The following is a 26,584-nucleotide window of genomic DNA, read 5'->3' as shown; positions in this document are numbered from 1 at the left end:
CCTGGTCGGAGTCGTTGGTGTCGGCGTGCACAGCTGCCTTCTTTCTGTGGCAGTGGGGGGCGGCGTACCTCGGTTCGATGTGCGGGCCGGCGTGCGCCGCTAACGGAAGGGGACCCGGGTCGACGTCGCGGCGGGCCCCCGCCGCCACGGCGACCAGCGTGAATGTGCGGATTCATCCTGCCGACGGGTCGATCGCCCCGCACCTCCGACGTTGCGGTGCTGACCACGTAGGAGATGGCCTTCTTGCGGCGTGCGCAATCAGGCGCGCGGCGTTTGCCGCGCGAGTCCGTCGCCGAATACTGGCGGTGGCGCCGTCGCGACGCGGCGTCGTCCGCGCCGGCCCCGAGTCGGTGCCAGGTGACGCGGGAGGCGAGATGATCGTGGGGCGGGTGGCATCGTCGGTGGTTCGGCGACACGTCAAGTACGTCAATCCGGTGCCGACGACCGAGGCGAGCGGGCTGGTGGCGCAGACCTACGCGCAGATCGCGGACGAGATGCGACTGGTGGTGACGCCGGCCCTGCCGCACTCGATCGTTCCGGAGCTGCTCGCCGCGTACTGGATGCTCAGCCGCGAGCCGCTGCTGCCCACCACCGTGGTGGACCGCTCGGTGAAGGAGGCGGTGGCCGCCACCGTGTCGGTCGCCAACATCTGCCCGTACTGCGTCGACATGCACAGCGTCGGCCTGTACGACCTGGCCGGGGAGCCCGATGCCGAGGCCGTGGTGGCCGACCGGGTTGAGGAGTTGGCCGACGACCAGTTGCGCCTCGCGGCGCGCTGGGCGCGATCCGCGCACACCGCCGACCCACCACCATTCCCGTTCGACGAGCCGGCCCGGCCCGAGCTGGTCGGAGTGGTGGTGGGCTTCCACTACATCAGCCGCATGGTCAACGTCTTCCTGGCCAACTTCCTTCTGCCGCCCGGTCTCAACCCGCGGGCACGGCGCCGGCTGAAGCGCGGCATCAGCCGGGTGCTGCACCCGACGCTGCACGACCCGCGTGAGCCCGGCCGGTCGGTTCCGTTGCTGCCGCACGCCCCGCTGCCCGCCTCCGCCGGCTGGGCTGCCGGCAACCCGCACGTGGCCGCGGCTACCGGCCGGGCCTACGCGGCGTTCGAGGCCGCCGGGGAGCGGGCGCTCAGCCCGGTGGTGCGGAACCTGGTCGGGGAGAGGCTCGCCGCCTGGCACGGCGAGGACACCGGCCTGAGCCGCCGCTGGTGCGAGCTGCTGGTCGACGGGCTGCCCGAGGCGGATCGCGCTGCCGGCCGGCTCGCCCTGCTCACCGCGTTCGCCTCGCACCAGGTGGACGAGGAGGTGATCGGTGAATTCCGGCGGCACCGACCGGACGACCGCAGTCTGGTGGAGGCGGTGGCGTGGGCCAGTTTCGCGGTGGCCCAGGAGGTGGGCGCCCGACACGTCGCCGCCGGGCCTGCCGGACCTGAGCACGGTCGAAGACGCGGTACGGACGGCCCGACCCGCAGTCTGGGAAGGCACTCGTGCCCGGTCACGCGCGGGTGACGTATGCGATCCCCAGAGGAGGCAGAATGACCAGCTACGGAGTGGCCCTCACGGACACCGAGGGTCGTCCGGGGGGCCTCAACGGAGCCCACCACCGCTTCGCCTTGAACGCGTTCATGGTCGTCGTCATCGGTCACTGGGCCGAACACCTGGCCCAGGCATACCAGATCTGGGTGCTGGGCTGGCCGGTGCCGCAGTCCCGCGGCGTGCTCGGGCTGGCCTACCCCTGGCTGGTCACCTCGGAGTGGCTGCACTACGGCTACGCCCTGGTCATGCTCATCGGCCTCTGGGTGTTGCGCCCCGGCTTCGTCGGCCGCAGCCGCAGCTGGTGGACGGCTGCCCTGGTCATCCAGTTCTGGCACCACATCGAGCACCTGCTGCTGCTTCTGCAGGCCCAGACCGGCCACTACCTGTTCGGCCGCTCGGTGCCGACCAGCATCCTGCAACTGGTGCTGCCCCGGGTCGAGCTGCACCTGTTCTACAACACGGTGGTCTTCCTGCCGATGATCGTGGCCGTCTACCTGCACCTGCGGCCCAGTCCGGCGGAGCAGCGGCTGATGGCCTGCTCCTGCCGCCCGGCGACGGCGCAGGCATGATCCGGGCGACGCCGGTCGCGGACCGGATTCCGTCCCTGTCCCGGGCCCGGGTACTCGCCGCCGTCGTGCTGACCGTCGTGGTCGGGATCGCCGTGCTGCTGGCCGCCGGTCGCGAGCCGCAGTTGCGGTTGGTCGGTGCGCAGCCCGGCGAGGACACACCGTTGCGTGTCGCGCCGACGAGCGTGTCGCTCACCTTCAGCGACGACCTGTCCATCGAGACGGTGCATCTGGCCGTCATCGGCCCCGACGGCCGTCCGGTCAGCCAGGGCCCGCCGAAGGTCGACGGCCGTCGGCTCACCGTGTCCACAGTGGATGGGGGTGTGGGCCGCTACCGGTACGCGTATCACCTGAGCCTGACCGACGGTCGCGAGGTGACCGGCGACGCCGGCTTCGTCGTCGGCACGGGCGTGGCCGTGGCATCCGCGCCACCGGCGGATCCGGCCGGGCACCAGCACCTGCGCCGGGACGGCTGGAACCTGGCCCTGGCCCTGGTCGACCTGGTGCTCGTGCTGGGCGCACTTGTCGCGTTGCTGCCGGCAGGGCGTCGGCGCGGGCCGCAGCGCGGTGGTGACCGGACCCCCGGTCGCTGACCGTCCCGCCGGGCCGTCCCGGCCTCACCGAATCGGCGTCCGCCCGCGCGGGACGCGGACGCCATCGCAGAAAGGGGGAGAGCAATGCCCACCACACTCGGTTCCCTCCGGCGGCTGGTCCTGGCACCGTCGCTGGCGGAGGTGACCTTCGCCCGGCGGGGCTTCCCGGTCGGGCCGGCCCCGGTGACCAGACGACTCGAGGCCATCCCGCAGTCGGTGATCTGCGGCTTCGAATGGGGCATCGACACCCGCGACGAGTGGGAGCTGGAACGGCGGCTCAGCCTCGTCGAGGAGGAACTGCGGGGCTTCGCGTACGAGGGCGCGGCGATGGCCTGCACCGTGCTGGACGCGATCGGTCCCCGGCGCGGCGGGCGCACCCGCAGCCTGCTGCTCGGCCCGGGTGCGCCGCACCTGTTCCTCGCCTACATCGGCATCGGGTTCGCGATGGCCCGGTTGCCCCGGATGCGCTGGCGCACGGTGCTGCCCGACCTCACCGGGTCGCCGTACCACCCCACGATGAGCTGGCTGGCCGTCGACGGGTACGGCTTCGACAGGGCCTACTTCGAGATCGACCGGTACGTGCGCCGGCAGGAGCGCCCGGCGCCGTACCCCTGGCTGGGTCGGGCCGACTACTTCCCGCGCGCTGTCGACCAGGGGATCGGACGGTCGTTGTGGTTCATCCACACGGCACGCCCCGACGACGTGGCGGCAGCCGTGGACCGCTTCGCCGCGGAGCGGCACGCCGACCTCTGGAGCGGGGTCGGGCTGGCCGCCACGTTCGCCGGCGGCGTCGACGCGGACGCGCTTGCCGCCCTGCGCCGGCTCGCCGGCCGGTACGCCCCGGACCTCGCCCAGGGCGCCGCGTTCGCCGCGAAGGCCCGCTGCCACGCCGGTCACGTACCCGAGCACTCTCGGACTGCCATGACCGCGCTGGGCGACTGCTCCGTCGAGGCCGCCGCCGCCCTCGCCGACGATGTGGCCGCCGCCCTCGACCGGGCGGGCGACGTCGAGCCGTACGAGGCGTGGCGGCGAGCGCTGCGCTCCCGGTTCGCGCCGGCGACGCTGTCCACCAGGGACTGAGCCACCGGTCCCCGCCGACGACCCGGCCGCCATCCGTGGCGACCGGGTCGTCGGTTGGCCCGGACCCGGCCGGCGGGGCCTTCAGTCCGCACCTTTGAAGAAGACCTCACGTTCCCTTTTTGCCACCATCAGGATTGACGTTTTCGCGTCTTTGCCACACCCACTCTGCTGGGGGGAAAACATGCGTCTTGTCCGTGCCCTGCGCCGCCGCATCCTGACGCCGAACGTGCGCGAGACCAGGATGGAAGTGCGCGGCTTCACCGTGAAGAACGATGCCGCGAAAAGCTTGCTGGAAACCGTCGGGTCATCGTTTCTCGAGGGCTACGGATACGCGGCTGAGGCACCCCACGCCGCTGCCGCAGAACCTCGACTTGAAACCGTTCCAACGCAATTTCGCGGATTCGCGTACGAGGGCGCGGCGATGGCGCTCGCGATGCGCGACGGGCTGCGCCTCGGCCGCCCGCGGCACGTCGCCGACCTGCTGGCCGGGCGGGGGGACGCGCACGCCTACATGGCTTACGTCGGCGTGGGTTGGGCGATGGGCCGGCTGCCCCGGTCCCGGTGGAACCGGCTGTACGCTCCCGACCCGCTGCTGCGCTGGCTGGTCCTCGATGGCTACGGATTCCACCAGGCGTACTTCCGCACCGCCCGGTACGTGTACGCGGCGTACCAGCCGGCCCGCTTCCCGTGGCCCGGCGACGACCGCACCGGCTACGCCGCCCGTGCCATCGACCAGGGCATCGGGCGGGCCCTGTGGTTCGTCGGCGGCACGGACGTGGACCGGGTCGGTGAGCTGATCGGCGGGTTCGCCCCCGAGCGGCGCGCCGACCTGTATGCCGGCGCGGGTCTCGCGGCCACCTACGCCGGCGGGGCGACCGAAGCCGAACTGGTCCGCTTTCACTACGCGGCTGGCCGGCACCAGAGCCAACTGGCACAGGGCAGCGCGTTCGCCGCCGGCGCCCGGGTGCGCGCCGGGCTGCTCGTCCCGCACAACGAGGTGGCCACCGCGGTCTTTTGCGGCATGACCACCACCGAGGCGGCCAAGGTGACCGACGCCGCGCTGGCGCGCGCCCAGCCAAGCGCCACCCACCCCGCCTACGAATCGTGGCGGGTGGCCATCGCCGAGGAGTTCCGGCACCGGCGCTGAAGAGCGCCGCCTCGCCGCCCAGTCCGGGCTTGCGTCCCGGACAGCCGCCGAACCAGAGGTCCGTCCGTCCGCCGCCGAGTGGGCCGGATCGACACCGGCGCGTACCGAAGGAGAAAGCTGTGAGCAGGATCGCTGTCGTCGGGATGGCCTGCCGGTACCCGGACGCCACCTCACCCCGAGAGCTGTGGGAGAACGCCCTCGCGGGCCGCCGGGCGTTCCGCCGGCTGCCGGACGTCCGGATGCGCCTGGAAGACTACTGGGACTCGGACCCGCGCACCCCGGACCGCTTCTACGCCCGCAACGCGGCGGTCATCGAAGGCTACAAGTTCGACCGGATCGCCTACAAAGTCGCCGGCAGCACCTACCGCTCCACGGATCTCACCCACTGGCTGGCTCTGGACGTCGCCGCGATGGCGCTCGCCGACGCCGGCTTCCCCATGGGTGAGGGACTGCCCCGCGAACGCACCGGTGTGGTCGTCGGCAACACCCTCACCGGCGAGTTCTCCCGGGCCAACCAGCTGCGGCTGCGCTGGCCGTACGTGCGGCGCATGGTGGCCGCCGCGCTCAAGGAGCAGGACTGGGACGACGACAGTCTCAGCTCCTTCCTGGATGGCTTGGAGGCGACGTTCAAGAACCCGTTCCCCGAGGTCGACGAGGACACCCTGGCTGGCGGCCTGTCCAACACCATCGCCGGGCGTATCTGCAACCACTTCGACTTCAAGGGCGGCGGCTACACCGTCGACGGCGCCTGCTCCTCCTCGCTGCTGTCGGTGGCCACCGCGTGCAAGACCCTGGTGGACGGCGAGGTGGATGTCGCGGTCGCTGGCGGCGTCGACCTGTCGATCGACCCGTTCGAGATCATCGGCTTCGCCCGCACCGGCGCGCTCGCCACCGGCGAGATGCGCGTGTACGACCGCGGCTCCAACGGCTTCTGGCCGGGCGAGGGCTGCGGGATGGTGGTGCTGATGCGCGAGTCCGACGCGTTGCGGGCCGGCCACCGGATCTACGCCACCGTTGCCGGATGGGGCATCTCCTCCGATGGCAAAGGCGGCATCACGCGGCCCGAGGTCGCCGGCTACCAGCTCGCCCTGCGCCGCGCCTACGAGCGGGCCGGCTTCGGCATCGAGTCCGTGCCGCTGTTCGAGGGGCACGGCACCGGCACCCCGGTCGGCGACGCCACCGAGCTCAAGGCACTGTCGCAGGCCCGGCGGGCCGCCGACCCGGGGGCGTCAATGGCGGCCATCAGCTCGATCAAGGGCATGATCGGTCACACCAAGGCCGCAGCCGGGGTGGCTGGCCTGATCAAAGCGGCGATGGCCGTGCACCAGCAGGTGATACCCCCCGCCGTCGGCTGCGTCGACCCGCACGAGCTGCTGGCCGAGGAGGCGGCGACGCTGCGCGCGCTGCGCAAGGCGGAGCCCTGGCCGGCGGACGAGCCGGTCCGGGCGGGTGTCACCGCGATGGGCTTCGGGGGCATAAACACCCACATCGTGCTCGACGGCGTCCCAGCGGTGCGGCACGAGCGGTTGGACAGCCGGACACAGGTGCTCGCCTCCTCGGCCCAGGACGTCGAGTTGCTGCTGATCGACGGCGCCAGTCCCCAGGAACTGCGGGAGCGGCTGGCCCGGCTGCTCGACTTCGTCCCCCAGGTGTCGTACGCCGAGCTGGGCGACCTGGCCGCCACCCTGCACGCGGAGCTCCGGCACCTGCCGCACCGCGCTGCCGTCGTGGCCAGCTCACCGGAGGACGCGGAGCGGCAGCTGCGCCGCCTCTGCCAGGCCCTCGACGCCGACGAGACCGAGCTGTTCAGCAGCGACGGACGGTGCTTCCTCGGCCACGTCGGCGGCCCCCGCCGCGTGGGCTTCCTCTTCCCCGGGCAGGGCTCCGGCCGCGGCACCTCCGGCGGGGCGTTGCGGCGCCGGTTCGCCGAGGTGGAGGAGATTTACCAGCTCGCGGACCTGCCGAGCGGGGGGTCGGCCGTTGCCACCGAGGTCGCCCAGCCTCGCATCGTCACCGGCTCACTGGCGGGACTGCGGGTGCTGTCCCTGCTCGGCATCAAGGCCAGCGTGGCCGTGGGGCACAGCCTGGGGGAGATCTCCGCCCTGCACTGGGCGGGAGTGCTGGACCGGTCCTCGCTGCTGCGTACCGCGGCGCTGCGCGGGAGGACGATGAGCCGGCTGAGCGCCTCTGGCACGATGGCCAATATCGGCGCCGCGCCCGAGCTGGTCACCGACCTGACCGCAGGACTGGCGGTGGTGATCGCCGGTTACAACGGTCCGGAGCACACCGTGATCGCCGGGAGTGCCGCCGACATCGAGGAGGCCACCCGGCGCGCCACCGAGAAGGGTCTGTCGGTCAGTCGGCTCGCGGTGTCGCACGCTTTTCATTCCCCGCTGGTGGCTCCGGCGGCGGAGGCCTTCCGCGACGCCCTGTCCGGGCAGCGCTTCGCGGCGGTCGGCCAGCGGGTCATCTCGACGGTGACCGGTGAGGCGCTGGCCCCGGAGACCGACGTCGCCGCGCTGCTGCACCGGCAGATCACCGACCCGGTGCTGTTCGCCCAGGCGGTCGCGCTGGCGGCCAAAGAGGTCGACCTGTTCGTCGAGGTCGGACCGGGGCGGGTGCTGTCCGGGCTGGCTTCCGCCAGCACCGACGTGCCGACGGTGGCGATGAACACCGACGACGAGTCGTTGGCCGGGCTGCTGCGGGTGGTTGCCGCGGCGTACGTGCTCGGTGTCGCCGGCGTCGGCGCGGCCCTGTTCCACGGCCGGCTGGTCCGTCCCCTGCGGGTCGGCCAGGAATTCAGCTTCTTCGCCAGCCCGTGCGAGGCGGCGCCGGTCCTGAACCTGCCGGCCGCCACCAGTCGGCCAGCCGCCGGGCCGGTCGCATCCGACGGGGTGAAGCCGAGTGACGAGTCGGGTGTGGACACGCTGCGGCGGCTCGCGGCCGAGCGGGCCGAGCTGCCGCTGGAGATGGTCCACGGGCAGAGTCATCTCCTCGACGACCTGCACCTCAGCTCGATCACCGTCGGCCAGATCGTCAACCAGGCCGCCCAACTGCTCGGTGTGCCGCCCGCGCAGACTCCGACCAACTTCGCCACCGCGACGGTGGAGCAGCTCGCCGAATCGCTGCGGGAGCTGGCCGCGACCGGTGGCGGCGTCGGGCCGGGACCGACCGTCGAGGGTGTTGGTGACTGGACCCGGGCCTGGCGGATCGATCTCGACGAGACACCCTGTCCGGCCCGACCGGCCCCGGAGGTGCACGGCCACTGGGACCTGCACGCCGACCCCGGCCACGCGCTGGCCGAGCCGCTGCGGGCGGCGCTGAGCCGCGGTGCCCTCGGCGGCGGCGTCCTGGTCTGCCTGCCCGACCGGTGCGAGGAACGGCACGTGCGGATCGCGCTACGCGCGGCGCAGTCCGTCGCGACCGCCGCCCCCGGCACCCGGTTTGTCCTGGTACAGCACGGGCGGGGCGCGGCCGGCCTGGCCCGGACGCTGCGGCTGGAGGCGCCGCACCTGCGCACCACGATCGTGCACACGCCCGCTGTCCTCGATGCGGTGGACCGGGTGGTCGCCGACGTGGCCGCCACCGCCGAGCACAGCGAGATCTACTACGACGACGACGGGCGGCGGCATGTCCCGACGCTGCGCGCCATGCCGGTACGGCCCGCGGCCCACACCGCGCCGCTGGACGAGACCGACGTTCTGCTGGTGACCGGCGGTGGCAAGGGGATCACCGCGGAGTGCGCCCTTGCCCTGGCCGTTGACAGTGGGGCCCGGCTGGCCGTGCTCGGCCGCAGCGATCCGGCCGGCGACGAGGAGTTGGCGGCGAACCTCCGTCGGATGGCCGATGCCGGCCTCCAGGTCTCCTACCAGCGGGCCGACGTCGGCGACGCCGCCCAGGTGCGGGCCGCGGTGGACCGGATCCGCGCGGACCTCGGCGAGGTGACCGCCGTGCTGCATGGCGCCGGGCGCAACGAGCCGATGCCCCTCGCCCAGGTGGACGACGCCGCGCTACGGCGGACCTTCGCCCCGAAGGTGGACGGGCTCACGGCGGTGCTGTCGGCGGTGCGGCCCGAACGGCTGCGGCTGCTGGTCACCTTCGGCAGCATCATCGGCCGGGCCGGGCTGCGCGGTGAGGCGCACTACGCGGTCGCCAACGAGTGGCTCAGCGACCTGACCGAGGAGTTCGGCCGGCAGCACCCCGAGTGCCGGGTGCTCTGCCTGGAATGGTCGGTCTGGTCCGGCGTCGGCATGGGCGAGAAGCTGTCCGTGGTGGAGACCCTCAGCCGGGCGGGGATCAGTCCAGTCAGCATCGACCAGGGGCTCACGCTGCTGCGTCGGCTGCTCGCCGACGCCCAGGCACCGCCGACCGTGATGGTCGCCGGGCGGGCCGAGGGGGTCGACACCATCCACCGGGACAGCCCCGAGCTGCCGCTACTGCGATTCGTGGACCGGACCCCGGTGCGCTACCACGGCGTCGAGCTGGTCAGCGAGGTAGACCTCACCTCGGCCACCGACTTCTACCTGGCCGACCACCAGCTCGACGGGAACCTGCTGTTCCCGGCCGTGTTCGGCATGGAGGCGATGGCCCAGGTCGCCACGGCGGTGAGCGGCGGCGTCTCGCCGGTCATCGAGGACGCCCGCTTCGTCCGACCCATCGTCGTGCCCCCGGACGGCAGCACCACGATCCGGATCGCCGCCCTCGTCGTCGACGACGACCGGGTCGACGTGGTGATCCGCAGCGCGGAGACCAACTTCGCCGCGATCCACTTCGCCGCCTCGATCCGGTTCTCCGGCGAGCCGGCCCCCGCGGCGGAAGCCGACGAGCAGGCCGTCGCCGGTCTGCCGCCGGTTAACCTGGACCCCGCCGTCGACCTGTACGGCGACACCCTGTTCCAGGGCGACCGGTTCCAGCGGCTGCGCCGCTACCACCGGGCCGCCGCGCGGCACGTGGACGCGGAGGTGGCGGCGGTACCGTCCACCGACTGGTTCGCGGCGTACCTGCCGGCCACCCTGCTGCTCGGCGACCCGGGCGTACGGGATGCGCTGATGCACGGCAACCAGGTCTGCGTGCCGGACGCCACGCTGCTGCCGGCGGCTATCGAACGGCTCTGGCCGGCAGGCGAGCGTCTCGCCGAGGCGGGCACGCTGCGCTACCGGGCGAGGGAGCGCAGCCGGGACGGCGACACCTACGTCTACGACATCACCCTCCACGACGACGTGGGGACGGTCATCGAGCGGTGGTCCGGGCTGCGGCTGCGGGCCGTTCGCAAGGGTGACGGCCGCGGCCCTTGGGTGGCTCCGCTGCTCGGCCCCTACCTGGAGCGCACGCTCGGCGATCTGCTGCCCGCTTCGGTGGCGGTCGCGGTCGAACCCGACCCGGTACTCCCGGCGGCGCCGGACGCGCCGCAGGGCGAGCACCTCCGCCGGCGCCGTGCGGCGACGGCGCTCGCTGCCGGCCGCGCGCTCGGCCGCCCGGCCGAGATCGGCTACCGCCCCGACGGCCGACCCGAGCTGCGCGAGGCCGCCCTGGTCTCCGCGGCCCACGACGCCGGACTCACCCTCTGCGTCGTCGGTGCCCCCGGCTGCGACGTGGTCCGGGTGAGCCCGCGCCCGGTGCACGTGTGGGCTTCCCTGCTGGGCCGGCACGCCGACCTGGCGAGGGCGGTGGCGGAGACGGACGGCGAGTCGCCGGAGACCGCCGCCGCCCGAGTCTGGGCCGCGATGGAGTGCCTGCACAAGGCCGGCCACACCAGTCTCGCGCCGCTCGGGCTCGAACCGGCCGACCGGGCCGGGTGGACCGTCTTCTCCTCGGGCGACCTGCGCATCGCCACTCTCGCCACGACGCTTCGCGACGTGCCGGAGCCGGTGGTCTTCGCGATCCTCACGGAAGGACGTGGCTGAACATGGACAAGTACTTCGAGTACCTGCACACGGTGGGTTTCGAGGAGACCAATCTGGTCGGCAACGTGTACTACGTCAACTACCTGCGTTGGCAGGGTCGCTGCCGGGAGATGTTTCTGAAGGAACGGGCGCCCGAGGTGCTGGCCGACCTGCGGCACGACCTCAAGCTGTTCACGCTGCGGGTGGACTGCGAGTTCTTCGCCGAGATCACGGCGTTCGACGAGTTGTCCATCCGGATGCGTCTGGTGGAGCTCGCGCAGACGCAGATCGAGTTCAGCTTCGACTACGTGCGGCTGGACCAGGCCAACGGCGAGACACTGGTGGCGCGGGGCCGGCAGCGGGTGGCGTGCATGCGCGGGCCGAACACTCGTACCGCGCCGGCCCGGGTGCCCGAGGCACTCGCGTACGCCCTCGCACCGTACGCCCGGTCGGTCCGGGTCTGAGGTCGGGAGGTGAGCGTGGACAGCGCGCGGACGGCCCCTGCCGGGGTCATCGATCCGGACACCCTGCGTTGTGCCTTCGGCGCCTTCGCCACCGGCGTGACCGTGGTCACCGTCGGCGGCGCGGCTCCGCACGGCATGACGGCGAACTCCTTCACCACCGTGTCACTCGATCCGGCGCTGGTGCTGGTCTGCGTCGATCGCCGGGCGATCATGCACACCTGCCTCGTCGAGGCCGAGGGCTTCGGTGTCTCCGTGCTGGCGGCTGACCAGGAGAACGTGGCCCGGTACTTCGCCGACCGGCGCCGCCCCATGGGTGGCGCACAGTTCGACGCGGTGCCGTGTCTGACCGGCCGGCACACGGGAGTGCCACTGATCGCCGGCGCGGCTGTTCATTTCGAGTGCCGGTTGTGGCGCAGCTACGACGGCGGCGACCACACCATCTTCCTGGGCCACCTGGTCTCCCTGGAACGCAGCGCGGACGCGGACGCGTTGCTGTTCCTCTCCGGGCGGTTCCGGCAAATCGGGCGGGAACGGAGCGGTGCGGCATGACCGATGTACGCGAGCGAGGCCGACGCCGGCCGCCGGGGCCCTCGGCCCTGGCCGGTCCGGGACTCCTGCTGGCCATGAGCCGGGACAGGCTGGGCATGATGACCTCGGCCGCGGCGCGCTACGGCGACGCCGCACGGCTGCCGGTCGGCCCGAAGCAGCTGTACTTCTTCAACCATCCCGACCACGCCAAGCACGTACTGGCCGACAACAACGCCAACTACGAGAAGGGCATCGGCCTGGTGCACGCCCGGCGGGCGCTGGGCGACGGGCTGCTCACCAGCGAGGGCGAGTTGTGGCACAAGCAGCGCCGGGTGATCCAGCCGGCCTTTCAGAACCGGCGGTTGGCCGACTACGCCGGGGTGGTCGGCGAGGAGGCCGCCGGGCTGGTCCGGCGGCTCTCGGGGCGGGTCGGCGGCGCGCCGGTCGACGTCCTCGAGGAGATGACCGCGCTGACGCTCGGGGTGCTCGGCCGTACCCTGCTCGATTCGGACCTGAGCAGCTTTGCCGACGTCGACGACTCGTTCGCCGCGGTGCAGGACCAGGCCATGTTCGAGCTGACGACTCTCAGCGCCGTGCCCACCTGGGTGCCGCTGCCCCGCCAGCTGCGGTTCCGGCGGGCCCGCCAGCACCTGCAACGGGTGGTCGACAGGTTGGTCGAGAGCCGGCGCGGGGGCGCGGACGAGTCGGACGACGTGCTGTCCCGGCTGATCGTCTCGACCCGCGCCGAGGCCGACCCACGGGTCGGGCGGCAGCGGCTGCGCGACGAGTTGGTCACGCTGCTGCTCGCCGGCCACGAGACCACCGCGAGCACGCTGGGCTGGAGTTTGTACCTGATCGACAGGCACCCCGAGGTGGCGCGGCGGCTGCGGGAGGAGGCCCGGGAGGTGTTGGGCGACCGCCTGCCGGTCTACGGCGACCTGCACCGCCTCACCTACACCGCGACGGTCGTGCAGGAGGCGATCCGGCTGTACCCGCCAGTGTGGATCCTTCCCCGCAAGGCCCGGGAGGACGACGAGGTGGGCGGCTTTCACGTGCCGGCCGGAGCGGACATCCTGGTGTGCCCGTACACGCTGCACCGGCATCCGCGTTTCTGGCCGGAGCCGGAGCGGTTCGATCCCGACCGGTTCGGGTCGGGGCACGGCGCCGAGCGACCGCGGTACGCCTACATCCCGTTCGGCGCCGGACCCCGCTTCTGCGTGGGCAGCAACCTGGGCATGATGGAGGCGGTGTTCGTTTTGGCCATGGTGATGCGGGAGCTGCGACTGGTCGTCCCGCCCGGGCAGCGGGTGCGGCCGGAGCCGATGCTCTCGCTGCGCATCCACGGCGGACTGCCGATGGCGGTGCGCCGGCCGGAGTGAGCCACGACGACAACGACGTCCGGCCGGTCGTCCGGCACCGGGTCGCGGTGCGGAATGACCGGCCGGCCTGGCGCGGGTTCAGGGCACGGGCCGCTGCCCCGACGGCCGTCGTGGCGGGGGACCCAGGAGGAGCGCGTCATGTGATGGAACCCGGCCGCTGCGGCGTCGGACCGGCCGGGCGCCACCACACCACCGTGGGGTTCAGACCTGGCTGACCAGCCGCTCCAGCGCGGCCTTGCGACTGTCCAGGAGTGCCAGCAGGACCGGAGGATCCAGCTTGCAGGCGGCCTTCAGGTGGACGTGCGCGGAGACGCTGCTGCGCCCGCGTAGGGTGATCGGACCGACCGTGGCGACGGTGACGTCCTTCTGTTGCAGGCCGAGCGGCTCGCCGCCCACCGAGTGGCAGAGCACGTACCACGTGCCGTCGGGTACGGAGTCGAAGACGTACTCGCCGGGCTCCCGCAGGATGGTACAGCGCAGCGGGGTTCCTTCCGGGATGCGGTGGGGGAACAGGCCCATGAAGATCAGCCCGTCGGGGCCGCCCTCGGGTGGTCCGTACACGGTGCCGCCGATCCGGTTCTGCGAGGCGCCGCGGTTCTGGGTGGGGATCCGGGGGACGTAGCCGCCCGTCCGGCGGTAGTTCGTGGGGGAGAGCCCGACGCTGCGGGTGAAGCGGGTGCTGAAGGTCCCCACGCTGTTGTAGCCCACCCGCAGGCTGATGTCCGCGACGGTGAGCCTGGTGGTGATCAGCAGGCGCTTTGCCTCCTGGAGCCGGATCGCCGAGAGGAATCGTCCGGGCGAGATGCCGGTGACGCGTTGAAAGACCCTGGTGAAGTGGAACTTACTGAACATGGCGGCCCTTGCCATGTCATCCACCGTCAATTGCTCCGAAAGATTTTCGAACATGGTGTCAATTACTCGCTCCACTGCTCTTTCGGTGCTGCTGTGCATTTGCTCTCCCCGCATGAGAAGCCTGCGCGACTTGCGATGGCCAGCCTTTTGGGCCACCGGTGCGGATTGACCGGAGGGGATTACCCGCTACGGCGATCGATGCTAGCCAACGTAAAAAAGGCTCGCAACACGTGCCGCAATCGGAGCTTATCGCCGCGTGACGATGCCCGCTTATTGAGCCTTGCGGAGTAGTAGAAAGTGCCGCTGTCCATTTGTATCGAGTCCGGGCGGCGTCCGCCTCGCGCGGCTGTCGGCGTGGCCTCGCCTTTTGCCGGTCAGTGACCGCCGTCACTGTGGTGACCGCAGAGTAGCGCGACGACCGCATAATGTGACAGAGTTCACAGCCCAGGGTTGTCCGGCGAAGGGGCCGTCATACTTTCGATGCTGGTTGATCTACGAGCGGTAGACCGAACCGCCAGCGACCTGGGGGGTCTGTGCGTATCTCCGAGCTCAGTCGGCGCACTGGAGTGTCGATTCCCACCATCAAGTACTACCTGCGGGAGGAGCTGCTGCCGCCGGGGGATCTCAAGGCCCGCAACCAGGCTGAATACGGCGAGCGGCATCTCCGGCGCATCTGGCTGATCCGCACGTTCACCACGGTGGGCGGCCTGGATCTGTCGTCGGTGCGCAAGCTCATCCAGGTCATCGAGGACGAGCGGCTGCCCTTGGCGGCCGTATACCAGATGCTTGACCGCACGATCTCCCGGCCATCGCCCGAACCGCCCTGCCCGGACAGCGTGGCGCAGGCCCGGGACCAGGTCGACCGCCTGATGGAGCAGCTGGCCTGGCGCCCCCTCGACGACTCGAGCGGCACGACCACCCTGGTGCACGTGCTCGCGGCGCTGCACACCCTGGGCTGCGAGTCCGACCTGGCCTTCCTGCAGTCCTACGCGAAGGCCGCCGCGGCGCTCGCCGACGCCGAGCTCGACCTGCTGGTCAGCGACAGCGGGGAACCAGACCGCGGCGCGGCGGTCGTGCGGGGAGTGCTGCTCGACGTCGCCTCGGCAGCGCTGCGCCGGATGGCCCACGAGCAGCAGGTGCTGGTCCGGCTGCCCGACGCCGCAGGCTGACCCGGCGCGCGGCCGGCGCTCATGGAGCAAGTTCCAAGAAGACTTCTCTCGTCGGCTGCAGCAGGATGTGGATAACCGGCAAATGATGCTGCGGCAGAGTATTGGCGTCGACTGCGGCGACTAGAAACAGCAGGCGTCGACGGTAATTGCAGACCGAGTCGAGCTCTGGACGTCAACTGCTCAGCGCAGGTTCGTTTTCTGTCGGCTGCGGGCAACCAACTCCATCGCTGTCGACAATGTTTGTCGACAGCGATGGGTGATTGCCGCGCCGACCGGGAGGCGGACGCGGGCGACACCACGTCTGGGAGGAAAATTGACACCGAAACCATCGGGCGCATTCCGTCGTGCGCTCCCCGCAATCTTCGTGCTCGCCTTGGTGGCCGGGCTGTTCGTCGTCGCACGTCTGCCCGCCGCATCGGCCGAGGAACGCTCGTCGCTTGCCGCCAGGTTCCGGTTCACCGAGCTGCCCATCGCCCTGCCGCCGGGCCTGCCCCAGCGAACCGTCCGGCAGGTGAACCCGGCATACGAGCACATCCGGTCCTGGATCTCCTCCGTCGGCGCGGCCATCGCGGTCAACGACATCGACGGCGACCAGGCCCCCAATGACCTGTGCCTGGTCGACTCCCGCAGCGACAGCACCGTGGTGACGCCCGCCCCGGTGCCGGGCCAGCCGCCCCGGTACGCGCCCTTCGTCCTCGACCCCGCCCCACTGCCCACCCACGCCGCGATGGCGCCGATGGGCTGCGCGCCCGGTGACTTCAACGGTGACGGGCTCACCGACCTGCTGGTCTACTACTGGGCACGGACGCCGGTGGTCTTCCTCCACCGGGCGGGTGCCGCGGCAACACTGTCCGCACAGACCTTCCAGCCGACCGAGCTGGTGCCCACCACGCCGGGGCCGAACGGGGCCTACCAGGGCAAGCTCTGGAACACCAACGCGGTCTCCATCACCGACTTCGACGGTGACGGCCATCCGGACATCGGTGTGTTCAACTACTTCCCGGACAGTCAGGTGCTTGACCCCGCCGGTCAGCCCAACGTCACCATGAACCACTCGCTTTCCCGCGCGACGAACGGCGGCGGCGCCCACCTGCTGCGCTGGACAGCCGCGACCACCGGCGCCCGGCCCACGGTCAGCTACGTCGAGCAGGACGCCGCCGTGCCCCCGGCCGCGGCGACCGGGTGGACTCTCGGCGCGGGCTCGGCCGACCTCGACGGTGACCTGCTCCCCGAGCTGTACCTAGCGAACGACTTCGGCCACGACCACCTGTTCCGCAACGACTCCACCCCGGGCCGGATCCGGTTCAGCCTGACCGAGGGGCGGCGTGGGCCGTTCACCCCGAAGTCCATGGTGGTCGGGCGGGATTCCTTCAAGGGCATGTCCATCGACTTCGCCGACCTCGAGGGCAGCGGCCGGTTCGACATGTTCGTCAGCAACATCACCACCTCCTGGGGCCTGGAGGAGAGCAACTTCGTCTGGCGCAACAACGCCACCAGCACCGAGGACGCCCGCCGCCGGCTCGACCGGGGCGAGGCGATCTTCGACAACAAGGCCGCCGACCTCAACATGGCGTGGGTCGGCTGGGGCTGGGACAGCAAGATGGCGGACTTCGACAACAGTGGCCGGCTGTCGGTGGTGCAGGCCACGGGATTCGTCAAGGGCAACATCAACCGGTGGTCCTGGCTCCAGGAGCTGGCCATGAGCAACGATCTCATGCTCGCCGAGCCGCACATGTGGCCCAACGCCGAACCCGGTGACGACATCGCCGGCTCGCAACCCTTCGCCTTCTGGGTCCGCGAGGACAACGGGCGCTACGCCAACATCAGCGCCGAACTCGGCATGACCGACGACACGCCCAGCCGGGGCGTGGCGGTGGCCGACACCGACGGCAACGGCGCGCAGGACTTCGCCGTGGCCCGCCAGTGGGGCGCCCCCGTCTTCTACCGCAACGAGAACGCCGGCCAGGGCAACTTCCTCGGACTGCGGCTGCACCGTCCCGCCGACGGCGGTGACGATCCCGGTAGCCCCGCGTACGGCGCGCAGGTCCGCATCCGCGCCGCGGACGGTCGTACCCAGCTCGCCCAACTCGACGGCGGCTCTGGCCACTCCGGCAAGCGGAGTTTCGACGTGTTCTTCGGCCTGGGTGCCGCCGGTGACCGGCCGGTCGAGGCCGAGATCAGCTGGCGCGCGGTCGACGGCACGGTGCACCACCAGACCACACAGCTGACCGCCGGTTGGCACGACCTCGTGCTCACGGATGTCGCTCAGGAGGTGAGGTAGGCATGACCAGCGTACGTAGCGCCCCATCGTCCACCCGGGACGACGCCAGCAGCACCGTCGCGGCCAGTCCGGCGCCGGTCAACGGCCAAGCCCCCGGAGCAACGGTCACCGGAATGGGCGCCCCGCCCGGTGGCGTATCCCCGCGCATCGATCGCCGCGACCCCCGCTATCTTGCGCTCCGCAACTTCGCGCTCTCGATGAGCGTCTTCAACATCCTCGGCTACACGGTGCTCGGCTTCGAGCAGCCCTGGACGTGGCCGTTGTTCGCGCTGGCGATCGGCTACACCGCCGAGATCGTCATCGAGCAGGTCACCGCCTGGGCGCAGCGGCGCCGTCCGACGTACCGCGGCAACGGGGTGTGGGGCATGTACACCTTCCTGCTGCCCACCCACATCACCGCGCTGGCCGCGAACATGCTTCTCTACGCCAACGACCGGTTCTGGCCGATCGCCTTCGCGGTGGTCGTCGCGATCGGGCAGAAGACGGTCCTCCGCGCCCCGATCAAGGGGCGGATGCGTCACTTCATGAACCCGTCGAACTTCGGCATCACCATTACGCTGCTCACGTTCTCGTGGGTGAACATCGCCCCGCCGTACCAGTTCACCGAGAACGTGCCGGACTCGATCCGGATGATGGTGCCGCTGATCATCATCACCGCCGGCACCGTGCTCAACGCGATGCTGACCCGCAAGATCCCGCTGATCGTCGGCTGGCTCGGCGGCTTCGTCATCCAGGCGCTGGTACGTCACTTCATCTGGGACGTGGCACTGTGGGGCGCGTTGGTCCCGATGACCGGGGTCGCCTTCGTGCTGTTCACCAACTACATGATCACCGACCCTGGTACGACGCCGACGAAGGGCCGAGACCAGTTCATGTTCGGTGCGTGCGTCGCCACCGTGTACGGCATCCTCATGGCGTTCAACGTGGTCTACACCCTGTTCTTCGCCGTGACGATCGTCTGCCTGCTCCGCGGCCTGTACTGGTGGGGCCGGCACCTGCGCGGGCGGCGGGTGGAGTCGGCGTCCTCGGCCGTGCCGCAGCCGGCGCCGGCCTGACCGGGAGGTACCTGCGACACCAGGGCGGCGGTCCCATTGGGCCGCCGCCCTTCCGGGCAAACGAGCACATCGTGTACGGGGTGGGCGCGACAAGGTTCGTCACACCGCTGATACGCGAGCCGGCCCGGAATTGACGCCGTCGATACGCCAGGTTGCCGTCAGGGGACCGCCGGTCACGTGAGGCATCAAGCGTGCGGCGGATCGGGTGTGCCAGGCGGGAGGCATCCGCACGGGTGGAGTATCCACCTGGACCGGTGAGAACCGGACGATCCCGACGACGAAGACAGCGGCGAACCGACCGGCAGCGCGGTCGTAGTCTGCGATCTGCCTACCGCCTCCAACCTCGTCGACTTCGTGCAACTGCTCAACCGCAGCGTCGCTGGCACCAGCGACAGCCTCACCATCACCTGAGCGCACGACCGCCCGACTGGGGCCTCGCGTCGTGCTCGACGTTGACGCGAGGCCCGGTCGTCGGAGCGAAGGACAAACTCGGGGACCGTCCTTCGCTCGCTCTCCCGCCGATTCGGGACGTACCGTCAAGGACAGGTCCGGCGCATCGGAGGGCGACCTCCGGTAACCGGCGCGACCGGGCACGGACGGAGGGGATGTTCGGTGCGGGCGAAGGGGCGCGCGGAAGGGCCGATCGGAGAGGCCGCCCCTCGTGCAGGAAGCAGGGGCTAGTCCGCCAGGGCCGCGCGGCGGAGCCGCCGCACGTCGGTGATCGTCATGCCGACCAGGACGGCCGCGCTCACGATCATGACGAGCCACGGGGCCAGCATGGTCAGCAGCGGCGTCGAGGCGAGCAGCAGCGCCAGCCAGGCGACGCGGGTGGGCGGGAGTTGGTTGAGGAGCACGTACTCCGAGCTCATCCGGCCGAGCACGTACAGGACCGGTCCCACGGCGAGGAGAGCGACCCAACTCGCCGGTGTGGTCCCCTGCGGGTCGTGCAGGACGAGGTCCACGCCGCCGGACGTGGCGATGATGCCGGTAACGACGAAGGCGTAGACGTACGGGGCCAACAGGATCGACCTGTCCGGACGCAGGTGCGCCGACCGGTCGACCAGCTTGTTGCTCTGTAACACGTAGATTTGCCAGAACAGCAGCGCAGTGACGACCGCGGTGAGGAACGCGACGGCACGGGCCGGGGTGTAGCTCGCGCCGCTGAATATCAACGTGGACATCAGTGCCATGTCGCCGAGGGCGAGAATGGTGATCTGCTGGTAACGCTCGCCGAAGTGCGTGCTCAACCGGTTGATGGGTAGCCGGCCTCGTCGAGGCGTCGGGTAGCGCAGTCCGGCGGCCAGGTAGTCGACAGCGAGCGCGCCGGCCCACAGGCCGGTGCGCCACGGCGGTCCGGTGAACCCGCCGGCGAGCCACAGGACGCCGGAGAGGACGAACCAGAAGAGGACACGTTCCTCCCGGGCGTGCGCACGGAGTGGGCGCAGCGCGACGACCAGCAGGATCCCCCGGAGCAGATGGATGCCGACGTACGCGCCGGCGAAGAGCAGCCCGCGCTCGCCGTAGGCGGCCGGTACGGCGATCGCCATGAGGGCCACGCCGAACACCGTGCCGGCGACCACCGCCTGGACCGCCCGGAGTCGGGGATCGTAGAACTCGGTGGCGTTCACCGTCACCGACCAGGTCCACCAGGCCGCCAGCAGCAGGATGAGGGTCTGTCCCAGGCCACCCCAGCTCGGATTCCTCGCAAACTGCATCGAGAGCTGCGCGAACACGGCGACGTAGAAGACGTCGAAGAACAGCTCCAGGAGCGTCGCCCGATTCGACGACTTGGGGCTACGTCGCGGCCCGGTCGGCTCCGTGCTCGTCATGGGCCCGCCGTTCCCGGCGCGTCCTCCGCCGACGCTTCCGCGCCAGGTGGTGACGATCCCGAGGCGACGCCGTGACACCCATCGCCGAGGGCTTGTCGCACATGGCGATCAACGAGCAAGGTGGCCGGAGGTTACCCGCCAGTCGAGCGGGGGGCGGTGGCCAGCGGGGGTGGATCGAGCCAGCTGGCCGCAGACACCTGGTAGCCCTCGATCGAGTTCGAGCCCTGGAGGGCGTGCGCGATCAGAGTTCGTCGGAGGTGTCCCGTCCAGCGGTTCGGCTCGGCGGCCTGCGGATCGGGTCCAGGGGCGCCGTTCGGGGTCTGTCCCCGGCAGAACTGGACAGACCCCGAACGGATTTGCGCTAACTCACCGAATCGATGGACTCACCTCAGCCGGTGCAGGGCGTATTGATCGTGTCCTCGCCCGAGACGTTGCCGCCGTAGATCCAGCCGTATGGCGCAGCCCCTCCGACGCTGACGTAGTACCACCAGTTTCCCGCCGAGTTCTGGAACCGGCACCAGCCGCCGAGTCGCTGGCCCACGATGAGGTAGTTGCTCACGTTGCCGCAGCTGGAGCCCGGACCGTTCCTGAGGGGGATGGACGTCGTCACGGTGGCGCCCCCGAGACCGTTGCTCGTCGGACTCCAACCGCAGACGGCCAGGGCGCTCGAGGGGGCGTTCGACGGTGTGAAGTTTGGCGCCTGGTTCGTTGAGGCGCTGGCCGGTGCCGCCCCCGATACGACGCCAAGCGCGATGGCGGCGCCCACCGCGAGTGCCCCCCGCTTCAGCTTCTGCATATGCTCCTCCTCCGTTGCGGAACAGATCGAGAGGTTTCTACATCGATCTGGCCTTGAGTCTCGCCGGGGATTGGTGACGCGGAAAAGGGTCTGACCTGTGCGGAACAGTCTCGTACAGTTCCGTACACACCGTCTTGATGGCTGCCGGTGGCCTGGAGCGCCACCTTTCTCGGCCGCCTCTTGCCGCGCGACCCGGCTGCCTACAGCCGGAAAGGAGCAGGCTCGTCAGCTGTCGGTGGCGTCAGCGGCCCGCATGGCGGCGGCCTCCTCGCAGACCTCGGCCGCTGCGACAAGGTTTCCCGACATGGTGAGTGCGCCGGCAAGGGTGTCGAGGCCCACGGCCAGCCAGGTTCGCGAACCGATACGTCGCCACAGGCCGGTGGCTGCTTCCGCACGACGTCGAGCAAGCGCAGGTTGCCCCGCCAGGAGTTGGGCCTCCGCGAGCGCGTTCAGTGTCGCGGCCTCGCCCCACAGGTTGCCGAATTCGCGGTACGTCCACAGGCTGCGAGCCAGAAGCCGTCTTCCCTCCGCGTGTTCACCCCGGCGTACGAGGACGTCTCCCAGCCAGCACGTCGCGTGGGTGGCGCTGAGCCGGTCACCCAGGGCCGCGCTGATGGTTGCCGCCTGTTCGAAGCAGTCGCCCGCGGCACGGTAGTCGCCGTGCGCGCGGTGACTCTGCCCCAGGCAGCGCAGAGCCTGCGCTTCGCCAGGCCGATAGCCTGCGAGCCTGCTGATGCGAAGACACTCCGCAAACCGCTTCTCAGCCCTTTCCGCGTGCCCATTTTCCAGCTCGATGACGCCGATGCCGTTCATCGCGTAGACGAGGCAGTTGACGTTGCCGGCCCCGCGAGCCAGCGTGGCGGCAGCCTCGAAATGACGTATCGCAGACGGGTAGTGACCGAGTAGCCGGTGTACGTAGGCCAGCCCGGCGGTGGCGCTGGCACGGTATGTCGGGCCTTCACCCTCGGCGAGCAGAAGTGCCTGCTCAAAATGTTCAATCGCTTCCGGGTACCGGTCCAGAATGGTGGTGAGCTCACCGAGGCACCGGTGCAGTTTCGCGGCGCTGCGCCGGTCGCCGCCGTGCAACGCCACCTTCAGCGCCCGGTCCTGGAGCCGTTCCCAGTCGTCGAAGTGACTGCCTATCTGGAAGAAAGAGGTCATGGCGGTGATCAAACCGGCAGCCGAAGCGATGTCGGTGCCGTTCAAACCCCAGTCGGCCACGCTGATGAGAAACCGGCGTTCGCCGGTGAACCAGGTCTGCGGGTCGGTGAGGAGTTCGTCCGTGACTTCTCCTGGTAGTCGCCAGTGCACGAGCCCGGTTTGCGGTATGCCAAGAAAGTCGGTGCAGAGGATGTCCGCGGCACGCTCTGCCAGGTCGAGACTCGCGCTGAGCACCCTGGTGGCGGCCGAGCGGCATTCGTGCGGTGAATCCTCTTGTTCGGCACGTTCGCGCCCCAGCAGTTTCACCAGGTCGTGCAGACGGTAACGGGGGCCGGCGGTGCTGACGGAGGAAATCTCCACCAGGTGCACGTCCACGAGACCGTCGAGCACGGCCTCCGCATCCGGGAGGCTCAGGTCGAGGAGCGCTGCGGCGGACCAGGAGGCGAAATCCGTCGCGGGTAACAGGCTGAGCATCCGCAGGGCGTGCTGTGACTGCACGTCCATAGCCTGGTAGGTGAGTTCGAGGCTGGCCCGTACGGCCACATGTCCGACGGCCAGTTCGTCGAGCTTGCGCTGTTCGTCGGCCAGCGCCCGGGCGACCTTCCTCAGTGGCCAGTGAGGACGCGCGGCGAGTCGTGCTCCGGCCACCCAGACCGCGAGGGGAAGACCGCCGCAGGTGTCCACGATCAACCGAGCGGATGCCGGGTCGGCGACAATCCGTTCGTGGCCGAGCATGTCGGCCAGCAGAGCGAGGGCGGCTGACGGCTCCAGCACACTCAGGGGCAGGCGACGGCCACCGAGCTCGGCCAGGCTGGTCCGGCTGGTGACGATGGTGGCGCAACGTGACCCGCTCGGCAGCAGGTCGCGTACCTGAGGTGCGTCACGTGCGTTGTCCAGGATGACGAGTACCTGTTTCTCGGCCAGCAGCGTCCGGTACAGATTGATCCGATGAGGCAGATTCGCGGGCACGGCTCCACCGCGTACGCCGAGCGCACGCAGGAACGCGCCGAGAACGGCTGCCGGCGTGGCTTGCTGTTCATTGAAGCCGCCCAGGTCGACATAGAGCTGACCGTCGGGGAAGCGCAGGGTGAGCAGGTGCCCGACGCGTACCGCGAGTGCGGTCTTCCCGCCGCCGGCCGGGCCGGTGATCAACAGAGTCGCCGGGCCAGGTCCGTCCTCGGTCAGTAGCCGGCAGGCCCGATCCACCTCCTCGTCTCGGCCCACGAACACCGACAGGTCGGGCGGGAGCAGGTAGGGTCTCGCCTGCGCTGCGGGCAGGCCGGTGTTCGGAGACTGGGCCGCCTCGGCAATGCTCACCCGCGCCGCGATGCCTGCGGCGACGTCCACGTCTGGTGTCGTCTCTTCGGCCACGGCCAATACCCGTTGGGCCTCGAGCCACTCATCGACGACAGACGGTGCGCAGCGGCACGCCCGCACAATCGCCGCGACCAACTCCTGGTTGGGCAGTGAGCTGCGATTGAGCGCAGTCGCGACGGTGCTCGGGGGCAATTGACAACCTTGCTTCCGGCCCTCCCTCTCCAGGGATCGGTAGGAAAGCCCGGACCACGCCTTCAGCGCGCGCAAGCGGGCGACAAACTCCGCCGCTGTCCGCACCCTGCCGGGCCTCGGTAGCGGCGTTGTCACGATTCCATCCTAGCGACCACCAGCGAGGCGGATTGACCCTGAGATCGCGTCGAATCGCTCACCCGGCGCTAAGGTGAGTCGGTCCCTGTAGGGCCGCCGCTGAGTGACTTCGTCCCGCGCTGGGTGGGCAGAGTCATGCGTTTGTGCTGAACGAGTGTGAAGATCGCTGCCGTCACCCGTATCACCACATTGCGCACCCCCTCGCCGGGGTTCTGACCTCGACGCCCGGCGCCGGCGTCAGGACCGCAGCCGCCTGGCTCATTGCGCCCCTGCGCCGGACCTGGCGGCCACAACGCTCGAGTTGCTGGTCGACGCGTGAACGTCGAGATAGGCCTGTCGGATACGGCCGTACGTGACGTCCTGAGCGAACTCGGCAACCACTGCCTCACGGGCGGCCACCGCCATCCGCTGCGCCAGGCTCGGATCGTCGAGCACGGCCGCGACGAGTTCCGCCGTGCCAGCAGTGTCGCCGGGCGCGGCGAGGAATCCGGTGCGCCCGTGGTCGACGATCTCGGCAAGGCCACCGGTGTCCGCAGCTACCAGCGGCGTTCCGGTCGCCATCGCCTCGGTAGCGACCAGCCCGAACGGCTCCAGGCGCGACGGCATGATCACCACCGAGGACCGCTGATAGGCCGCACGGACCTCCGCCAGCGTGCCGAATGGACGCCAGGTCACCAGGTGAGCCAGGCCCGCCGCGTGCAGCCGGTCGCGGACGACGGTCTCCAACCCTCCGACGCCCATGATCTCGAACCGGGCCCGTGGGTGGCGGGCGTGTACCCCGGCGAAGATCTCGGGTACCAGGTCGAACCCCTTCTGCTCGTAGAACCGGCCGACGTACAGCACGGTGTCCGGGCGGCGCGTCGCTGGGTCGTCGGGCGGTCGGAAGAACGTCGTGTCGGTGCCGTTGTACGCCACCCGGGTCTTGCCGGCGGTGAACGGGAATCGCCGTTCGAGGTCGTCACGGACCGCGCCGCTGACGGCGATCACCAGGCCGGCGTGCGCGAGGGCGGAGAACTCCATCTGATAGTTGAACGGGCCTGGCACGTCGTCATACGCGCCGATGTCCCACGTCATCGGCAAATGACAGGTGTAGACCAGCGGCACGCTGTTCTTCCAGATGCTCTGTGACGCGATCACCCCCGGCCAGTCCTGGCACACCACCACGTCGTAGTCCTGGGCGGCGCCCCGCCTGGCCAGCTCGCTGGCGGAGTAGGTCAGCACCCGGTCCCCGGCGAACGCCGGCAGGTGCACCGACGGCACGTCCAACGGGCGTTCGCCGAGGTGGAACAGGTCCACGTGGTCGCCGGCCGTGCGCAGGTAGCGCACCAGGCACTCCATGTAGGTGCCCAGACCACCCGTGGTCTGCGGCGGATACTCGTAGGTGAACTGGGCGATGCGCATCATGCCGGTCCTCTCAAACGGTTGTCGACGTCCGCGCCATCTCGGTGCGCAGACGCCGGGCGAGCAAGGCAACGGTGAGGCCGGCCACGGAGACGATGGAGAGCGCGGCCCGGAAGCCGGCCGCGTCGATGAGGACGCCGACCAGCAGCGGGGCGACGAGGAAGCCGACGCGTGACACCAGCGACACCGTGGCGATGCCGGCACCCGCGCTCGCCCCCGAGAGGCGGCCGACGAGGCTGAACGCGATCGGAAAGATCGGGCTGCTGCCGAGGCCGACCAACGCGAACCCGGCCAGCGCCGCGACCGGGGAGGCGACGAGCAGGCTCAGCCCGAAGGCGACGGCGGTGAGCAGCGCGCCGGCCAGCAGCACGCGGGTCGGCCCGAAATGGTCGACCAGCCGGTCGCCGACCAGCCGTCCGGCAGCCATGAACACCGAGAATGCGACGAACGCGAGCCCGGCGACGCCTGGCGCGGCGCCCAGCCCGCTGGTCAGATAGACGGCGCTCCAGGACTGTGGGACGTCCTCGATGAAGGCGGCGGCCAGCACGATCAGCCCGAGCAGGACCAGCACCGGCGTCACCCGGGCCGTCCGGGTGGTCCCCGGACGGGAAGAGGCTGGCGCGGCGGGTGCGGTGTGTCGGTACAGGCCCCGGCCCAGCACCAGCGCGGCGGCGCAAATCACGACCCCGACCACCAGCAGGTGCAGCCAGACGGCGACACCTAGTGCCGCGGCGGCGGTGCCGAGGACGCCGCCGGTGACCGCGCCAATGCTCCACGAGGCATGGAAGCCGTTGAGGAGAGAGCGCCCGGACCGCTGCTCAACCAGGACGCCGTGAGCGTTCATCGCGACGTCCATCAGCGCGTCCACGGCGCCGAGCAGGACCAGCGCCAACAGCAGGCCCCACCAGGCGGGGGCGAGGCCGGGCAGCACCAGGCACACCGCCAGGGCGGTGATCGCCGCGAGCAGTGCCCGGCGGCTGCCGTACCGGTCGACCACCATCCCGGACAGCAGGGTGAATATCAGGCCGCCGATGCCGCCGCCGGTGAGGCTGAGGCCGAGGGTGGTGGCGTCGAGGTCCAGAGCGTGCTGGACGGACGGGATGCGCGGCGCCCAGGTGGCGAAGGCGGCGCCGTTGGTGAAGAAGGCGGCGCCGACCGCCCACCGCGCGTGGCGCAGCGTCCGAGCGTCCGAAGTGGTCTCGATCGACACATGGCC

18 protein-coding genes are annotated in these 26,584 nt (G+C 70.6%); 12 read left to right on the top strand and 6 right to left on the bottom strand.

From position 1 onward, the window contains the following. Nucleotides 1-374: 374 nt before the first annotated feature. From ACTFTM_RS21415 to ACTFTM_RS21375, 9 genes are all read left to right on the top strand, one after another. Nucleotides 375-1,514, top strand: coding sequence for a carboxymuconolactone decarboxylase family protein (locus ACTFTM_RS21415; RefSeq protein WP_449562272.1), 1,140 nt, complete (start codon nucleotides 375-377; stop codon nucleotides 1,512-1,514). A 26-nt stretch (nucleotides 1,515-1,540) separates the two neighbouring features. After that, on the top strand, nucleotides 1,541-2,110 hold the full coding sequence (locus ACTFTM_RS21410) for a hypothetical protein (RefSeq protein ID WP_449562271.1): 570 nt from the start codon (nucleotides 1,541-1,543) through the stop codon (nucleotides 2,108-2,110). Next, complete coding sequence (locus ACTFTM_RS21405) at nucleotides 2,107-2,700, top strand: copper resistance protein CopC (protein WP_449562270.1); 594 nt, start codon at nucleotides 2,107-2,109, stop codon at nucleotides 2,698-2,700. The genes ACTFTM_RS21410 and ACTFTM_RS21405 overlap by 4 nt, the downstream gene beginning before the upstream one ends. Before the next feature lie 84 nt (nucleotides 2,701-2,784). Then, nucleotides 2,785-3,780 carry a DUF1702 family protein gene (locus ACTFTM_RS21400; protein WP_449562269.1) on the top strand — a complete coding sequence of 332 codons (996 nt, stop codon included), beginning with the start codon at nucleotides 2,785-2,787 and terminating at the stop codon, nucleotides 3,778-3,780. A 181-nt stretch (nucleotides 3,781-3,961) separates the two neighbouring features. After that, complete coding sequence (locus tag ACTFTM_RS21395; RefSeq protein ID WP_449562268.1) at nucleotides 3,962-4,927, top strand: DUF1702 family protein; 966 nt, start codon at nucleotides 3,962-3,964, stop codon at nucleotides 4,925-4,927. Nucleotides 4,928-5,046: 119 nt separating this feature from the next. Continuing rightward, entirely contained in the window at nucleotides 5,047-10,830 is a 5,784-nt protein-coding gene (locus tag ACTFTM_RS21390; RefSeq protein ID WP_449562267.1) for a type I polyketide synthase, read from the top strand. Between the two features lie 2 nt (nucleotides 10,831-10,832). Further along, complete coding sequence (locus ACTFTM_RS21385; RefSeq protein ID WP_449562266.1) at nucleotides 10,833-11,273, top strand: acyl-CoA thioesterase; 441 nt, start codon at nucleotides 10,833-10,835, stop codon at nucleotides 11,271-11,273. Nucleotides 11,274-11,282: 9 nt separating this feature from the next. Then, the gene (locus tag ACTFTM_RS21380; RefSeq protein ID WP_449562265.1) at nucleotides 11,283-11,822 is read left to right on the top strand and encodes a flavin reductase family protein; all 540 of its coding nucleotides are present in this window, start codon (nucleotides 11,283-11,285) and stop codon (nucleotides 11,820-11,822) included. Then, complete coding sequence (locus ACTFTM_RS21375; protein WP_449562264.1) at nucleotides 11,819-13,180, top strand: cytochrome P450; 1,362 nt, start codon at nucleotides 11,819-11,821, stop codon at nucleotides 13,178-13,180. Before ACTFTM_RS21380 ends, ACTFTM_RS21375 begins: the two co-directional genes overlap by 4 nt. A 201-nt stretch (nucleotides 13,181-13,381) precedes the next feature. On the opposite strand, the gene ACTFTM_RS21370 is transcribed toward ACTFTM_RS21375, so the two are convergent. Continuing rightward, on the bottom strand, nucleotides 13,382-14,131 hold the full coding sequence (locus tag ACTFTM_RS21370; RefSeq protein WP_449562263.1) for a helix-turn-helix domain-containing protein: 750 nt from the start codon (nucleotides 14,129-14,131) through the stop codon (nucleotides 13,382-13,384). 434 nt (nucleotides 14,132-14,565) lie between these two features. Here ACTFTM_RS21370 and ACTFTM_RS21365 point away from each other — a divergent pair, with 434 nt between their 5' ends. From ACTFTM_RS21365 to ACTFTM_RS21355, 3 genes are all read left to right on the top strand, one after another. After that, nucleotides 14,566-15,201: a MerR family transcriptional regulator gene (locus tag ACTFTM_RS21365; protein WP_449562262.1), complete on the top strand. Its 636-nt coding sequence runs from the start codon at nucleotides 14,566-14,568 to the stop codon at nucleotides 15,199-15,201. 364 nt (nucleotides 15,202-15,565) lie between these two features. After that, a complete protein-coding gene (locus tag ACTFTM_RS21360; protein WP_449562261.1) occupies nucleotides 15,566-17,482 on the top strand; it encodes a CRTAC1 family protein in 1,917 nt (638 codons plus the stop codon). 113 nt (nucleotides 17,483-17,595) lie between these two features. Beyond that, nucleotides 17,596-18,537: an enediyne biosynthesis protein gene (locus ACTFTM_RS21355; RefSeq protein WP_449566684.1), complete on the top strand. Its 942-nt coding sequence runs from the start codon at nucleotides 17,596-17,598 to the stop codon at nucleotides 18,535-18,537. Between the two features lie 677 nt (nucleotides 18,538-19,214). On the opposite strand, the gene ACTFTM_RS21350 is transcribed toward ACTFTM_RS21355, so the two are convergent. The 5 genes from ACTFTM_RS21350 to ACTFTM_RS21330 form a co-directional block, all read right to left on the bottom strand. After that, complete coding sequence (locus ACTFTM_RS21350; RefSeq protein WP_449562260.1) at nucleotides 19,215-20,366, bottom strand: low temperature requirement protein A; 1,152 nt, start codon at nucleotides 20,364-20,366, stop codon at nucleotides 19,215-19,217. 388 nt (nucleotides 20,367-20,754) lie between these two features. Next, on the bottom strand, nucleotides 20,755-21,162 hold the full coding sequence (locus tag ACTFTM_RS21345; protein ID WP_449562259.1) for a hypothetical protein: 408 nt from the start codon (nucleotides 21,160-21,162) through the stop codon (nucleotides 20,755-20,757). Between the two features lie 225 nt (nucleotides 21,163-21,387). Beyond that, nucleotides 21,388-23,967, bottom strand: coding sequence for an ATP-binding protein (locus ACTFTM_RS21340; protein WP_449562258.1), 2,580 nt, complete (start codon nucleotides 23,965-23,967; stop codon nucleotides 21,388-21,390). Between the two features lie 258 nt (nucleotides 23,968-24,225). After that, entirely contained in the window at nucleotides 24,226-25,371 is a 1,146-nt protein-coding gene (locus ACTFTM_RS21335; protein ID WP_449562257.1) for a glycosyltransferase family 4 protein, read from the bottom strand. Between the two features lie 10 nt (nucleotides 25,372-25,381). Next, entirely contained in the window at nucleotides 25,382-26,578 is a 1,197-nt protein-coding gene (locus tag ACTFTM_RS21330; protein ID WP_449562256.1) for an MFS transporter, read from the bottom strand. Nucleotides 26,579-26,584: the final 6 nt, after the last annotated feature.

Source organism: Micromonospora sp. RB23 (assembly GCF_053585025.1).
Note: the sequence above shows the minus strand (reverse complement) of the source record. Positions and strands in the feature narration are given on the sequence as shown.